Origin of the sequence: Pseudogemmobacter sonorensis (assembly GCF_042762395.1) — a bacterium.
GTDB classification, from domain to species: Bacteria; Pseudomonadota; Alphaproteobacteria; order Rhodobacterales; family Rhodobacteraceae; genus Pseudogemmobacter; species Pseudogemmobacter sonorensis.
The window spans coordinates 69,354-83,792 of the sequence record NZ_JBEFZE010000011.1 but is presented as its reverse complement, the minus strand read 5'-3'; the positions used below and the strand labels follow the sequence as shown (position 1 = coordinate 83,792).

Sequence of the window (14,439 nt, the reverse complement as noted above, 5' to 3'; positions counted from 1 at the left end):
ACCTGCCCCCAGGCCTGCCCCGGACCTGCCGCGCAGCGATTACATCCAGGCCGGACAGGTGCTCATCGATTCGACCAGGCAGATCCGCCGCGCCGCGCCGCGCGGCCGGGTGACGACGAAATTGCGGAAGGTCTGGCTGTCGACGCCGATGGCAAGCAGGATGCTGTCGAAGCCGACACTGAAGGCCGGGGTGTAATCGACCTCGGTCTCGATGATCACCACGCCGTCGAGATTGGCCATGACCGGGATCCGGTCGCGCAGGTCGCGCATCTGCGCCGTGGTCAGCCGCGGCATCGCATTCCCGGGCGAGCGCGAGAACAACACGTAATGGCGGTCGTTCGCCGGGTCCCACTGGACCGAGGTGACCCGCACCCGGATGCCGGTGCTGTTGGTCACCATGAAGTCCATCACATCGTCCATGCCGTTGATGAATGCCGTGCTCACATCGCCCTGGCGCGAGATCAGATCGGCCACGGTGTATGAGGCCTTCTGGGATTCGTTGATGGTGCGGAAGGCGTCCCAATAGACGAAAAGCGCGATGAAGCCCCAGACCAGCATCGGCAGCAGGAGCAGGAATTCGGTCAGGACCAGCGCGCCGTCCTCGTCCCGCGCGAAGCGGCGCAACCGGGCGCCGGTGGCGCGGGCGGAACGGGCGACGGGAGGGGTAAGGGCGCGCATCATGGTCTCCGATCTCAATTGCCCGAGGTGTTGACGGGCTCGTTGACCACCACCGTCGTCACCGCAAGCTGGTAGCCGCCCGACACCGAATCCGCCCTGAGTTGCAGGCCGAGGCCGGTGGTCGGAAACAGGGGTTTCTGGATCATGCAGATTCGCACGAACATGATCTGGTTCGAGGCGCCATGCTGCACCGAGCCGGTCGAGGGCGCGGTCAACGTGCCGTTGCGGTCGCCGCAGAAGGCGTTGGTGCCGGGCCGGGCCCAGCTTGTGGTGTTGATCGGCTGGATCCAGACCCGCATCGCGCTTTCGCAATTCAGGATCACCGGCGTCGCTTCGCAGACCAGCTTGCGCAAATCGTCGTGGCTGACCGATTGCAGCCGCCCCAGCCGGTAGTCGCGGATCACCAGATCCAGCCCCCGATCCATCATCACATGGCGGATCATGTAATAGCCGCTTTCCATCGAGGCCATGAACAGCGTCAGGACGACGGGCACGCAGAAGACGAATTCGATCGTCGCCGTGCCGTCCTCGCGCCGCCACAGCCTTTGCGCACGGTGCCGCAGGTGCGAGAGCAGGCGGGAAACCGGATTCGGGCGGCTCATTGCGTCAGCCTCAACTGGCTCAGGTTCGAGGCGATCAGCGCGAAGGCGGTGCGGATCTGAAGGCCCGAGACGTCGAAGAAATAGGTCGAATGCGGTTCCGACACGCAGTTGCGGATGGCATCACGGCCGTTGGAGGGGGCCTCGAAGGCGATGCCATAGACCAGGATGCCACGCTGCCTTGCGGTTTCGCACATCACCTCAAGCCGGTCGTCCATGTCGGAGATCGAGGTGGTCGAGCGGAAGGTGTCGCGCCACAGCACGAAGGCGTTGTTGCGCGCGGTGGCGTTGTTGCCGCCGATCCGGCGGGCGTAAAGCTGCCAGGCCACCCATTGCATGCGCTGACGCTGCCAGACCTCGGGCCAGGTCTGCTGGGTGGTATTGGAATAGCTTGCCGTCGGCGAATAGCAGGCGCTGGAGCCGGGCGTCGTGCCGTTCCAGGGCCGCGAATGCCAGGCGTTCAGATGGGGGACGTAGAAGGGGCGGCTGTTGCAGCGGGTCGTGGTGCTGGAGTTGTTCACCCGCCCGCCGTCGAAGAACGAATAGCGGCCGTCATTGGCGCGCCAGATGTCAGAGATTCCGGTGCGATAGGCGGGGTTGATGTATTCGGCCTCGAAATTCTCGCCATCGGTCATCAGCACGATGACCTTCAGGGTCTCGGTGTCGGTATAGGGGGCGGGGCGGTCGGCGAATTCCGACGGCACGCTGCCCGAAGCGGCCATTTGCGCGACGATTGCCTGCGACGACGGGTCGAGCAGCGTCGTGCCCCATTTCATCCCCAGGTCGATCGAGGTCGCGCCGATCGCGATCAGCCCGTCGATCCGGTCGTGCAACTCGTCGATGTCGTTGGTGTGGACAAGGACATAGTTTTCCCTGTGCGGCGCGCAGAAGACGCTGGGATGGACGCTGCGCGCGGAATCCCACCTGACCCGCGACCAGTCGCTGTTGTTGTGGTCGTAATAGCCGTTGGTCTGCTGGGTGGTCGAGAAACCGTCGATGAAGGGCGTCTGGGGGAATGCCGTCGTGCGCGACACCCCGGTCGAGGTGAAGGTCGAATCGGGCAGGTCGAGGCAGTAGGATTCCGCATAGCCGTGCGTGTGGGTGGCGTTGAACTTGCCGAACAGCTCGGGGCCCAGGTTGACCTGGCCGTTGTAGGGCACGATCGAGATCGAGATCCGGTTCTCCAGGTCGTTTTCCAGCACGGTGTCGACGAAATCCTTCGCCGCGACCTTCAGATTGTTGATCCGGCTGATGGTATTATACATCGAGCCCGAGATATCGAGCACCAGCGCGATCTCGACATTGGTCACGCTCTGTTCGGCCTGCGAGACGTTGAACGCGCGCAGGTCCGGCTCGCCCAGGATCGACATGAAATAGTTCCGCGACAGCACCGAGGCGTCGGCGGTCACGCGGCGCGAGTTCATCCCGTCCACCACGTCCACGCCGTCCAGCGCCTGCCCCAGATTGGCCTTGTCGAAATAGTCGCGCACCACCTCTTCGGGATCGAGCGTCTGTTGCAGGCTGGCCGCCGCCAGCGTGGCGCGATCCAGCGTGTTCTGGACAGCCACGCGCCGGGTCTCGAAGCGCATGACGTCGACGGCGATGCCGCCGGTGACGATCATCAGGAAGAAGAACAGCAGGACCAGCGTCGCCATCACGCCGTCTTCCTCGTGCAGGAAGGCGCCGATGCGCTGGCGGGCCCGCCAGCGCGCGCCGGATCGCTGCCCGTCGGATCCCCGGCCGCAGGCGGTGCCGCCCGGCGGCAATGCGCAGCGCCCGGGAAGGGGGCGGGAGCCGGAGGCAGGGCGACGGGCGAAATTCGTAATCATGATACCGATCCAGGGGTCATCGGCCGCCATGCTTCAGGCAGGCCTTTCCGCGCTCATTAAGGCCGTGGCTTGGGGGCGGAATTGTGGCGGGCTGCGGTCGGGGGGCCGGCAATTCGGTGGCGGGGAAACATTCGCGGCCCGGCCCGGAGAACTGTCCGCGCCCCGCGAACGGTTCGCCCCCGGGGCCCGGCCGCATTTCCGCCCTCAAGGTTAACAAAACTGATTCGTTTTTAGCGAACCGGCGCGCCATGCGGTGGCGCCGGTCCCGCCACTGCAATCCCGACCCGACCGCGCCCCGCCGCCCGTCCCGCCCCGCTCACCCCGGTCGCGCAGAACCGCCGTCTTCCCGCTCTCGTGCCGGAATTTGTCATGGGAAGTTGCGGGAGGCGGGCGTAAACTCGCGTTGTGGCGGGGCCTTGGGCGGCGCGTGAGTTCTTCCCGCCCCGGCCGCATCGAAACGGAGGAGACGGCAATGACAACGGGTATCACCGGCGAGACCGAGCCGGGCTTTCGGGCCTCGGTCGATCTGATGTTCAACCGCGCGGTGCGGCTGATGGACCTCAGCCCCGGGCTGGAACAGAAGATCAGGGTGTGCAACTCGACCTATACGGTGCGCTTCGGCGTGCGGCTGCGCGGCAAGATCGAGACCTTCACCGGCTACCGCTCGGTCCATTCCGAACATATGGAGCCGGTCAAGGTCGGGATCCGCTTCTCGCTCGACGTGAGCCAGGACGAGGTCGAGGCGCTGGCCGCGCTGATGACCTACAAATGCGCCCTGGTGGAGACGCCCTTCGGCGGCTCGAAGGGCGGGCTCTGCGTCGATCCCCGCGCCTGGGACGAGCATGAGATGGAACAGATCACCCGCCGCTTCGCCTATGAGCTGATCAAGCGCGACCTGATCCATCCGGCGCAGAACGTGCCCGCCCCCGACATGGGCACGGGCGAGCGCGAGATGGCCTGGATCGCCGACCAATACGCCCGGATGAACACCACCGACATCAACGCCAAGGCCTGCGTCACCGGCAAGCCGCCCCATGCCGGCGGCATCCGGGGCAGGGTCGAGGCCACCGGGCGCGGCGTCCAGTTCGCCCTGCGCGAATTCTTCCGCCATCCGGTCGACGTGGCCAGGGCCGGGCTGAGCGGCGGCCTCGGCGGCAAGAGGGTCGTGGTGCAGGGCCTGGGCAATGTGGGCTGGCACGCGGGCAGGTTCCTGTCGCAGGAGGATGGCTGCAAGGTCATCGCCATCGCCGAGCGCGACGGCGGCCTGGTCGACGACAGCGGGCTGAACGTCGACGAGGTGCGCGACTGGATCGCCCAGCATGGCGGGGTGAAGGGCTTCCCCGGTGCCACCTATGTCGAGGACGGCGCAAGCCTGCTCGAAGCCGAATGCGATATCCTGATCCCGGCGGCGCTGGAAGGGGTGATCCATCGCGGCAATGCCGAGCGCATCCGCGCGCCCCTGATCATCGAGGCCGCCAACGGCCCGGTCACCTTCGGCGCCGACGAGATCCTCAGAAAGCGCGGGCGGCTGATCATCCCCGACATGTATGCCAATGCCGGGGGGGTGACGGTCTCCTATTTCGAATGGGTGAAGAACCTCAGCCATATCCGCTTCGGACGCATGCAGCGCCGCGCCGAAGAGGGCCGCTCGCGGCTCCTGGTCGAGGAGCTGGAACGGCTGAGCGCCGACCGCGGCCTCGGCTGGAGCCTGGCCGAGGATTTCAAGGAGAAATTCCTGCAAGGGTCGGACGAACTGGCGTTGGTGCGCTCGGGCCTCGATGACACGATGCGCACCGCCTACCAGTCGATGCGCGAGGTCTGGCACGGTCGCGAGGATGTCGAGGACCTGCGGACCGCCGCCTATATCGTCGCGATCGAGCGGGTGGCGAAGACCTATCGCTCGAAGGGGATCTGAGACCCCGGAACCCGACCCGGCGGGGCAGGGCGGACGCAGACGGGAGAGATGGAGACGGAAGAGATGGAGACGGGGCGGGGCAAGGCGTGCCCCGCCCTTTCCCTTCCCGGATTTCGGGGCCAGCCCGGTCAATTCCCATCCCCGGACCCCATCCCACCCACAGGGATGCCGGAAGCGCCTCCCACCGAAACGCCCGCCCCGAAAACCCCGGCCGACAATCCCGCCGCTTCCCCAAAAAAGAAGCAAAGACCCGGACTCTCCCCGCCCGCCCCCCCCTTCTTCCCCGCTCCCGGCAGCAGCGAACCCGCCCCCGGAAACCTCACCCCCCGCCCTCGGTCAGCGCCCGGATCGTCGCATCCAGCCGCCCGCGCGGCACCATCACCACCATGCCGGGCCGGTCGAAGGCCAGCTCCACCCTCCGCCCGGTCGCCCGGTTCGAGGTGCCGATCACCCCGTCCGGCGCGAAATCCAGCCCGGCGATCGGCCAGTGCAGCCCCTCGGACCGGCCGCCGACCCGCGCCAGCGGAAAGAGCGAGACGGTATCCCCCGGCCGCAGCGCCAGCGCGATCGGGCGGGGCGGGGCCGCGAAGGCCAGATCCTTCGGCCCGACCAGGATGCAGGCCCGCCCGGCATGGCGCAGCAGCGCGTTCATCGCGGCCAGGCCGTGGTCGATCCGCCCGCCGGCAAAGCCGGTCGCAAGGATGAAGGGCGCCCTGATGCTGCGCAGCGCCTTGTCGAAATCGGTGCTCTCCTGCTCGGCGATCGGATGCAGCCGCGCGGCGGGGATGCGCGCCCGCGCGGCCTCGGACAGCGAATCCATGTCGCCGATCACCGCCTCGGGCATCACGCCATGGGCCAGCAGGCGGTCCGCGCCCCCGTCGGCCGCCACCGCCATCGGCGCGCGGGCTAGGCATCGGCGCAGGTCGGTGGCCGAAACCGGCCCGCCTCCCGCAAGAGTGACCCCGCCGGGGGATTGCACGAGGGGGCGGTTCATGTGGATACTCGGGTCAAGGTGAGGGCCGGTCTTGAGGGGGCGGAAATCGGGCCGCGGTCTGGGCTGGGGTTTGGCTTGCGCTCGGGGCGGGCCCGGTCGGGCAGGGCGGTGGATGGACGGCCGTCCGGGCCGGTCCCGGCGGGGGTGAAGTGGATTCGCCGGGGCCGCAACGGACGAATTAAGGCGGGGATCGGGGCCGGGGGCCACAATCAATCCATCAAATTACCCCGGTCTGTCCATGGATTCGAACAGGACGGAGACAATGTTTCCGTCATGGAAAGTATGAGGTTCGCCCCATGATCGGTGCAAGCAAGATCCTGACGGTATCCTACGGGACCTTCAGCTGCACGCTGGAAGGCTTTGACGATCCTTTCAACACGATGAAGGCGATCGCGGAATATTTCCGTGATCTCGCCGCCGAGGACCGCTATTTCGGCGCCGAGCCGCCGCAGCCCGATGCCGCCATGCTGCACCGCATCGCCGAGCGCGAGATCCAGCGCCGGGTCGAGGCACGGGTGGACGACAATGGCGTCGTCCTGCGCGCGGGCGAGGCGGTGGAGGCGGCGCCGTCCCGGCGGGGAGGGGCGCAGGAAGGATTCGCGGCGCGCGCAGCCGTGGCCCTGGTTCCGGCGACCGCGCTTGCGGCGGCCCCGATTGTGGCGGCCGATGCTCCGCCCGCCGATCTTCCGCCCGAAACTGCCGGGGAGGCCGCCTGCGCCGATACCGGATTCGCGCCTGAATCCATTGAATTTGCAACGCAAGATCCCGGTGTGGCTTTCGACGGCCCGGCCGAGGGCGCCGCGACCTTCTCCGAGGATGTCGCCCCGTTGGCCGCAGCCTGGACCGCAGCCGGATCGGATCTGGCCGAGGAGTTCACCGCCGGGAATCCCGCTGCCGAAGACGGAGCCGAAGACGGGGCCGAAGACTGGACCGAGACGGATTCCGCGCCCGAGGCCTTCCAGCCCGAAACCGGGGTGCCCGGAAATTTCCCGGGGAATTTCGCCGAGGATTTCCCGGACAGTTTCTCCGGCAATTCCTCTGGCGAAGCCCCTCAGGATGCTCATCAGGATGCTTCCGGGAATTTCGCGGCCGACCTGACGGACGGCGCGTTTCCCGAAGACCTGCCCGCCGCCGCTGCGCCCGAGGGCGTCGCGCCCGGGGCCCCGCATCCGGTGGCGGATCTTGCACAGGGTGATTTCGCACCGGCCGATTCCCGGCTGGCCGATGCGTCGGTGAAGGCCCCCTTCGAAGCGCTCCTCCCTGTTTCGCCCGATGCCGACCAGCCGGACGAGGCTTTCTATACCGATGCTTCTCAGGACCTCTCCGGGGCCGGGGCGCCGTTCGATACCGGATCCGATATGGATGTCGCCGCGCCGGATGCCGATTTCGCGCTGCCGCTTGTCGAGGCGCCCGCGCAGGGCCCCGACTTCGCCGAAGCGGCGGCGCCGCTGCTGCGCGCCGAAATGCCCGGCGGCGTTGCGGCCAAGCTGGCGCGGCTGCGTCAATCGGTCCTGCCCGATCAATTGGCCGAGCCGGTGGTCGAATCGAAGGACGAATCGGTTGCCGTCGATTCGGTGCAGGACGGGTTGGTGCAGGACGGGGCGAATGTTCTGGACCGGCTTGAGACGCTGCTGTCGGAGGATGAATCCCATACCGCGCCCGCGGCCTCGTTCGAAGCCGAAGCCGAAGCCGCGGATGAGGGGCTCGATGCGATGATCGCGGCGCTGGCCGCGCCGGGGATCGCGGAAGCGGCCCCCTTGGCGGATGAGACGGCGCGCGCCTACACTCCCGCCCCCGGCTTGGCCGGATGGGAGAATGCCGCCGAGGATGAGGACGACGGTTTCGAACTGCTCTCCGACCTCGTGGCCGAATCGCTGGCGCCGGAAAGCGCGCCCGAAAGCCGGGATCTGCCCGAAAGCCACGAACCGGCCCGGCACGACGAGGCCGCCGGGTTCGATGAGACCGGCTTCGAAGCGACGCAGACCGCCGAAGACGATTGGCAATCCGAAGACGGTTGGCAATCCGAAGACGGTTGGCAGATCCCGGACGACGCCCCCGAAGCCGCCGCCCTAGAAGCCGCTGCCCTCGAAGCGCCCGTCTTCGAAACCCCGGCCTTCGAAGCGCCCGCGCCCGTAGCGGATGCGCCACAGGCGCTCATGCCCGGGGTGGAGGGCGCGAACGATGCCCCCGCGAACCAGACCCCCGCGAACCAGACCCCCGCGAACCTGGGCGCGACCAGCCAGGGCGACGCGGTCGGCGCCGCCTCGGTGGCCCCCACCGTCGACCCGGCGATCGCCGACAAGCTGCAAAGGGCCCGCGCCCGGGTCATCAAGATCCGCCGCAGCGATCTGGCCCAATCCCTGCCGGGCGCCGCGCCCGCCGAGGCGGCGCCGCATCCCGTGGCCGGGCCCCAGCCGACGCCCCAGCCGACGCCGCCGCGCGCGCCGGTGGCGGAAGCCGAGGCCGATGTGGCCCGGCTGCTGAAACAGGCCGACGACAGCATGGCCGATCCCGAAAGCCAGCGCCGCCTGGCCGCGATCCAGCATCTGAAGGCCGCCGTGGCCGCCACCGTCGCCGATCGCAAGGCCGGGATCGCGCAGCCCGCCGAGGGCGAGCGTCAGGAAGCCTATCGCGCCGATCTCGCCCGCGTCGCCGTGCGCCCGGTGCGTCCGGTTCGCCCCGTCGAGGGCGGTCGGGAGGGTGGCCTGGCAGATGGCAATCCCGGCGCGTCGTCGGCCCCGTCGGCGGAGCGGGGGGGCGTGCGGCCCTCGCCGCTGGTTCTGGTGTCCGAGCAGCGGATCGACCGCCCGGCCGCCCCCGCCGCGCCTTCGGTGGCGCCGGTCATGCCGGTGCGCCCGCGCCGCCCGATGGGCGGGGCCGCGCTGGCCTCGGCCCATCCGGCGGATCTGGCGGCCGAGGAGCGGCCGGAGGCCGCGCTCGGGCATGCCGAGACGGTCGAGCAGGCCCCGCTTCGGGCCCAGGCCCAGGCCCCGGTCGCGCCGCTGGCCGAGGACGATTTCGACGCCTCGCTGCGCGCGGCGCTGGAAGAGGCCGAACTGGCCGAAGCCCTGGGAGAGGGCGGCTTCGAGACCTCGGCCCAGAACCTGCTGACCGACGAGGATGACGAAGAGGAAGACGCGCCGGATGCGGGCAACATGTTCGACGACAGCAGCGATTTCCAGGATTTCGCCGAACGGCTTGGCGCGACCTCGCTGCCCGGGCTGCTGGAGGCGGCGGCGGTCTATGCCACTTTCGTCGAGAAGCGCGATGTCTTCACCCGCCCGGTGCTGATGCGCCACGCGTTCTCCAGCGCCGAGTTGCAGAACGGCCGGCGCCGCGAAGAGGGGCTGCGCAGCTTCGGCGCGCTTCTGCGCGAGGGGCGGATCGAGAAGGTCCGCCGGGGCCAATATGCCCTGGCCGAGGATTCGCCGCTGCTGGCCGAGGCGCGCCGCTTCGCGGGCTGAGGCTTCCGTTCCCCGGGGGCGGGGTCGGGCATGGCGGCGGCTGAAATGGCGGACGGGCGGAAGGGGCAACCCTCCGTCCGTTTGCTATTTCAGCCGTTCGAAAGGGTGCCGGTGCGATGTTCGTGCGTTGCGGGCAGCCGGTGCGGGTTCGCGCGTGAAGGGGCGCAGGATGCGGGGCGCCCGACGAGGCCCCGGGATCTCGCAAGCGGGGCCCGCCTGTGCGGGCGGCCTGGTGCCGGTTCCGGCACGGATTTCCTCGGCCCGGCGCTTCGGCCCTCGGGCCGGACGGCCTCAGGGGCGCTCGCCCCCGTCGCCATTGCCCCCGTCGCCGCCCCCGTCGCTGCCATCGTCACCATCGGGGTCGGGCTGGCCGATCCCCTTGAAGACATGGCGCAGGGGCAGGGCCCACAGGATCCCCAGACCGACGAAGACCAGGAACTCGCCCCAGAGCGGCATCCGCCCCCAGCGGGCATTGGCGAGGTCGATCACCGTCACCACCGCCACCACATAGGCCGGAAGCCCGAGGGTGAGGATGGCGAGCGCCAGCCGCTTGCGGGCCTTGTAGCCAAGCGCCATCTCAGCCCTCCCGCGCCATCTGGGTCCCCGGGGACATGGGTCAGTCCGCGAAAGGATCGGTCACGAGGATGGTGTCGTCGCGCTCGGGGCTGGTCGAGAGCATCGCGACCGGGCATTGGATCAGCTCTTCGATGCGTCGGACATATTTGATCGCCGCACCGGGCAGGTCGGCCCAGGAACGGGCGCCCGCGGTCGATTCGCTCCAGCCTTCCATCTCTTCGTAGACCGGCGTCACCCGGGCCTGAAGATTGGCGGCGGTGGGCAGATAGTCGTAGCGCACCCCGTCCAGCTCATAGCCGGTGCAGATCTTCAGCGTCTCGAACCCGTCGAGCACGTCGAGCTTGGTCAGCGCGATGCCCGAAACCCCGCTGGTGGCGCAGGTCTGGCGCACCAGCACCGCGTCGAACCAGCCGCAGCGGCGCTTGCGGCCGGTGACGGTGCCGAATTCGTGGCCCCGCTCTCCCAGGCGCTGGCCGTCGGCGTCGTGAAGCTCGCTGGGGAAGGGGCCCTCGCCGACGCGGGTGGTATAGGCCTTGACGATGCCGAGGACGAAGTCGATCGAGGTCGGGCCGAGGCCCACCCCCGTCGCCGCCATCCCCGCCAGCGTGTTCGAAGAGGTGACATAAGGATAGGTGCCGAAATCCACATCCAGGAGCGAGCCCTGCGCGCCTTCGAAAAGGATGCGCTTTCCGGCGCGCCGCGCCTCGGTCAGCACTTTCCAGACCGGCTTGGCATAGGGCAGGATGCGGCCCGCCACCTCGGCCAGTTGCGCCTTCAGCGCGGGCACGTCGACTGGGTCGAGCCCCAGCCCTGCGCGCAGCGCGTTGTGATGGGTCAGGAGCCGCTCGATACGGGTGTCGAGCGTCTGGGAATCGGCGAGATCGGCGACGCGGATCGAGCGGCGGCCCACCTTGTCCTCATAGGCCGGGCCGATGCCGCGCCCGGTGGTGCCGATCTTCGAGACCGAATTCTGCGCCTCGCGCGCGCGGTCGAGCTCGCCATGGATCGACAGGATCAGCGGCGTGTTCTCGGCGATATAGAGGTTGTCGGGCGTGATGGTCACGCCCTGGGCCCCGAGCTTGTCGATCTCGGCCAGGAGCGCCCAGGGGTCGAGCACCACGCCATTGCCGATCACCGAGAGCTTGCCGCCGCGCACGATGCCCGAGGGCAGCAGCGAGAGCTTGTAGACATTGCCGTCGATGACCAGCGTATGGCCCGCGTTGTGACCGCCCTGGAAGCGGGCGACGATATCGGCGCGCTCGCTCAGCCAGTCGACGATCTTGCCCTTGCCCTCGTCGCCCCATTGGGCGCCCACGACAACAACGTTGGCCATTTTGACGATGTCCTTCGCAACAGGAAAATGCGTCAGGGGTATAGCGGGGCGGGCGCGCGGGGGAAACAGGAAAAAGGGGGGCGGGCGGGAGGGGGGCTTCGGTTGGGGCGAAGTGGGGCGGTGCATGCGCAGGGCGGTGCGTGCGCGGGGCGAAGAAGGGGGGCGCTGCCCCCCGGGGCTCCTGGTGGAGCCCTCCCCCCGGGATATTTGGGCCAAGATGAAGGGGCATGCCGTTTGGGGCGGTCGGGGGGCTTGGGCCGTTTGGTGGAGGGTGGTGGGGTGGGCGGGGGGATGGCGGCGGTGGATTGCCCGCGGAGTTGGGTGGTTCTCTGGGAGAAGGGAGGCGGGTTGGACGAAGCTGCCCCCGGCGCGATGGCGGGGATTTGCGCGGCCCTGTGGAAGGGTGGTCGGGGGGGCAAATCGCGGTCGCCGCGCTTGTGCCGGGGGGCTGCGCCTGCGCGCGGGGCTCAGCAGTTCGGCACGTTGACGGCGAGGCCGCCGAGCGAGGTCTCCTTGTATTTCTCATGCATGTCCCGGCCGGTCTGGCGCATCGTCTCGATACAGGCGTCGAGGCTGACGAGATGTCGGCCATCGCCCCGGAGCGCGAGCGAGGCCGCCGAGACCGCCTTGATCGCCCCCAGCCCGTTTCTTTCGATGCAGGGCACCTGGACCAGGCCCTTCACCGGGTCGCAGGTCATGCCCAGATGGTGTTCCAGCGCGATCTCGGCGGCGTTTTCCACCTGTTCCGGGCTGCCGCCCATCACCGCGCAAAGCCCGGCCGCCGCCATGGCCGCCGCCGAGCCGACCTCGGCCTGGCAGCCGCATTCGGCGCCCGAGATCGAGGCGTTGTGCTTGGCGAGCCCGCCGATCGCGGCGGCGGTCAGCAGGAATTCGGCCACGCCCGCGGCGCTTGCGCCGGGCACATGGTCCAGCCAGTAGCGGATCACCGCCGGGACCACGCCCGCCGCGCCATTGGTGGGCGCGGTGACGACCTGGCCGCCGGCGGCGTTTTCCTCGTTCACCGCCATGGCGTAGAGGCTCATCCAGTCGTTGATCACATGGGGGGGGGCGAGGTTGCGCCCGCGCTCGGCCAGCAGCGCGTCATGGATGCCCTTGGCCCGCCTGCGCACCCCCAGACCGCCGGGCAGGATGCCGTCGCTGCGCATGCCTCGGTCGATGCAGTCGCTCATCACCTGCCAGATCCGGGCGAGGCCGCGGTCGATCTCATCGGCGGGGCGGAACTCGACCTCGTTGCGGCGCTTCATCGCGGCGACCGACAGGCCCGCCTTGCGCGCCATGGCCAGCATTTCGGCGCCGGTGGCGAAGGGGAAGGGCACGGGGGCGGCGGCCTTCTTGCGCGCGCCGGTCGCCTCGGCCAGTTCGGCGGCGGTCAGGACGAAGCCGCCGCCGATGGAATACCAGGTCTCTTCGAGGATCGCGTCGCCCTGGGCGTCGGTGGCCTTGAGGATCATGCCATTGGCGTGGCCGGGCAGCGCCGGGCCATAGTCGAAGACAAGGTCGCGGGCCGGATCGAAGGCCAGCGGCCCGAGGCCGGGGGGCGTCACGCGGCCCTCGGCCTGGATCCGGGCCAGCGCGGCCTCGGCCTTTTCGTGGTCGTAGCTTTCGGGCGAGAAGCCCGCGAGGCCCAGGATCGTCGCGCGGTCGGTCGCATGGCCGACGCCGGTGAAGGCGAGCGAGCCGTGGAGCGAGGCTTTCAGCCCATGGGCCTGGAAGGGCGAATTGCGCAACAGGTCGAGAAAGCGCGCGGCGGCGACCATCGGCCCCATCGTATGGCTGGAGGAGGGGCCGATCCCGACCTTGAACATATCGAAGACAGACAGGAACATGGGGATCTCCGGATCGCGCCTGTTCAAGATGGGGTGTCGCGGCGCCGAGGTGAAGCCCGAAAGCGACGCCGATGGGGCGATGGGCGTCAGGGGGGCGTCAGGGGAGCATTGGCGGCGGTGTGTCCTGGCGTCGGGCGGGAATGTGCCTGGGCTGGGGCTTGTCCCGGTTGGGGCGTTCGTGGACAGGGCGCGCGTCGGTAGGATGCGCGCATGGGCAGGGTGTTCGCGTCTAGGGCGCCCGGAGCCGCATGGTTGCCCGGGGGCGGCTTGTCTGGGCTGGGCCGCCGGGGCAGGGCGTTCGCGGCTAAGGCAGCCGGAGCCGCATGGTTGCGCGCATGGTGGTCCCGGGCCGGATGCCGAGGCGTTCCTGTCGCTGGCCGCGCGGGGGGGGGCGTGCGCGATTGCGGAGGCGGGTGGCGCAGGGGGGGGGCGCGCGCGTCACGGCAAGGTCGGGACGGCGGCAGCCCACGGACTGCGCAAGAGAATGCCCTGAAAGGCTGCTTGAGAAGTCTCTTGAAGTCGGCTCTGCGGCGGAAACTCTTCCCCGATGGGCGCGGCTCAGATAGAAGTTTGAATGTTTACGGGAACTTCCGGGTCGATTTCCCGCTTCCCCTCCCCGCGATGCCGCGCCACGCCAAGACCTTTTCCACGGCCCGCCGGGGAGGAGGCTGGGCCCGGCCCGTTTCTCCCCCCCCCGGCGGGCTGTGGGAAGAGGATATCCATCGCGCAAAAGGGTGAGAACACGCGCAAGGTGGCGAGAATACTTCCAGCTTCAGCCGGAAATCCGTTTGCTTTGAGAGGTCGCCTCGCTCGGTGATCCACGCCACCGCATCGCGTTTGAGCCGTTGCCGAGTTTCCCCGTGCTCCATGCCCTCCTTGCCTCAAATCGGCAAAGAGGGCGAAACATGGGCCATTCAGGGCCGGTCAGCATGGCTCGCCTTGGCGGGCGGTCATGTCGATTGCGACGAATATCGACTGTTCGGCCCATATCCTGAACGAATGTGACATTGAGACTTGACGCAGGGCCGTGATGGCCGGGCATTTTTTGGCGGTTGGCGGTTGGCGGTTGACGGTTGGCGGCCAGACCCCTGAACTGTGCGGGGGCCGCGCCAGAGCGCAGGCCCGCAAGCGGTCCAGCGAAGGCCAGAGGGCCGGTTTTCTGCTCTCGGGGGAAAGCGGGGCTTTCGCAGCCCCGGGGGCGCGT

9 protein-coding genes are annotated in these 14,439 nt (G+C 68.9%); 2 read left to right on the top strand and 7 right to left on the bottom strand.

Features of this window, described 5'->3' with window-relative positions; genetic code table 11:
• Positions 1-39: 39 nt before the first annotated feature.
• The 3 genes from ABNX41_RS10555 to ABNX41_RS10545 are packed head-to-tail and all read right to left on the bottom strand — an operon-like array spanning position 40 to position 3,106.
• Positions 40-681 carry a hypothetical protein gene (locus tag ABNX41_RS10555; RefSeq protein WP_438669687.1) on the bottom strand — a complete coding sequence of 214 codons (642 nt, stop codon included), beginning with the start codon at positions 679-681 and terminating at the stop codon, positions 40-42.
• An 11-nt stretch (positions 682-692) separates the two neighbouring features.
• Positions 693-1,280, bottom strand: a complete 588-nt coding sequence (locus ABNX41_RS10550) for a TadE/TadG family type IV pilus assembly protein (protein WP_438669686.1) — start codon at positions 1,278-1,280, stop codon at positions 693-695.
• Complete coding sequence (locus ABNX41_RS10545; protein ID WP_438669685.1) at positions 1,277-3,106, bottom strand: TadE/TadG family type IV pilus assembly protein; 1,830 nt, start codon at positions 3,104-3,106, stop codon at positions 1,277-1,279. The genes ABNX41_RS10550 and ABNX41_RS10545 overlap by 4 nt, the downstream gene beginning before the upstream one ends.
• 472 nt (positions 3,107-3,578) lie before the next feature.
• Between ABNX41_RS10545 and ABNX41_RS10540 the strand changes: the two genes are divergently transcribed.
• On the top strand, positions 3,579-5,021 hold the full coding sequence (locus ABNX41_RS10540) for a Glu/Leu/Phe/Val family dehydrogenase (RefSeq protein WP_438669684.1): 1,443 nt from the start codon (positions 3,579-3,581) through the stop codon (positions 5,019-5,021).
• A 319-nt stretch (positions 5,022-5,340) separates the two neighbouring features.
• Here ABNX41_RS10540 and ABNX41_RS10535 read toward each other — a convergent pair whose 3' ends face one another.
• The gene (locus tag ABNX41_RS10535) at positions 5,341-6,015 is read right to left on the bottom strand and encodes a thiamine diphosphokinase (protein WP_438669683.1); all 675 of its coding nucleotides are present in this window, start codon (positions 6,013-6,015) and stop codon (positions 5,341-5,343) included.
• A 296-nt stretch (positions 6,016-6,311) separates the two neighbouring features.
• Between ABNX41_RS10535 and ABNX41_RS10530 the strand changes: the two genes are divergently transcribed.
• Positions 6,312-9,479 (top strand): hypothetical protein, encoded by a 3,168-nt coding sequence (locus tag ABNX41_RS10530; protein ID WP_438669682.1) that lies wholly within the window; start codon positions 6,312-6,314, stop codon positions 9,477-9,479.
• Between the two features lie 291 nt (positions 9,480-9,770).
• Here the strand turns inward: ABNX41_RS10530 and ABNX41_RS10525 are convergent, their stop codons facing one another.
• The 3 genes from ABNX41_RS10525 to ABNX41_RS10515 all read right to left on the bottom strand — a co-directional run bounded on the left by ABNX41_RS10525 (position 9,771) and on the right by ABNX41_RS10515 (position 13,235).
• Positions 9,771-10,055, bottom strand: coding sequence for a DUF2842 domain-containing protein (locus ABNX41_RS10525; RefSeq protein ID WP_438669681.1), 285 nt, complete (start codon positions 10,053-10,055; stop codon positions 9,771-9,773).
• Between the two features lie 40 nt (positions 10,056-10,095).
• Positions 10,096-11,388, bottom strand: coding sequence for an adenylosuccinate synthase (locus tag ABNX41_RS10520; protein WP_438669680.1), 1,293 nt, complete (start codon positions 11,386-11,388; stop codon positions 10,096-10,098).
• Positions 11,389-11,855: 467 nt separating this feature from the next.
• Positions 11,856-13,235, bottom strand: a complete 1,380-nt coding sequence (locus ABNX41_RS10515) for an L-serine ammonia-lyase (protein ID WP_438669679.1) — start codon at positions 13,233-13,235, stop codon at positions 11,856-11,858.
• Between the last annotated feature and the right edge of the window lie 1,204 nt (positions 13,236-14,439).

What these genes read in the sequence shown, in the direction of transcription:
- ABNX41_RS10555 (WP_438669687.1), bottom strand. Translation starts at nt 681, where the DNA reads ATGATGCGCGCCCTTACCCCTCCCGTCGCCCGTTCCGCCCGCGCCACC.
- ABNX41_RS10550 (WP_438669686.1), bottom strand. Translation starts at nt 1,280, where the DNA reads ATGAGCCGCCCGAATCCGGTTTCCCGCCTGCTCTCGCACCTGCGGCAC.
- ABNX41_RS10545 (WP_438669685.1), bottom strand. Translation starts at nt 3,106, where the DNA reads ATGATTACGAATTTCGCCCGTCGCCCTGCCTCCGGCTCCCGCCCCCTT.
- ABNX41_RS10540 (WP_438669684.1), top strand. Translation starts at nt 3,579, where the DNA reads ATGACAACGGGTATCACCGGCGAGACCGAGCCGGGCTTTCGGGCCTCG.
- ABNX41_RS10535 (WP_438669683.1), bottom strand. Translation starts at nt 6,015, where the DNA reads ATGAACCGCCCCCTCGTGCAATCCCCCGGCGGGGTCACTCTTGCGGGA.
- ABNX41_RS10530 (WP_438669682.1), top strand. Translation starts at nt 6,312, where the DNA reads ATGATCGGTGCAAGCAAGATCCTGACGGTATCCTACGGGACCTTCAGC.
- ABNX41_RS10525 (WP_438669681.1), bottom strand. Translation starts at nt 10,055, where the DNA reads ATGGCGCTTGGCTACAAGGCCCGCAAGCGGCTGGCGCTCGCCATCCTC.
- ABNX41_RS10520 (WP_438669680.1), bottom strand. Translation starts at nt 11,388, where the DNA reads ATGGCCAACGTTGTTGTCGTGGGCGCCCAATGGGGCGACGAGGGCAAG.
- ABNX41_RS10515 (WP_438669679.1), bottom strand. Translation starts at nt 13,235, where the DNA reads ATGTTCCTGTCTGTCTTCGATATGTTCAAGGTCGGGATCGGCCCCTCC.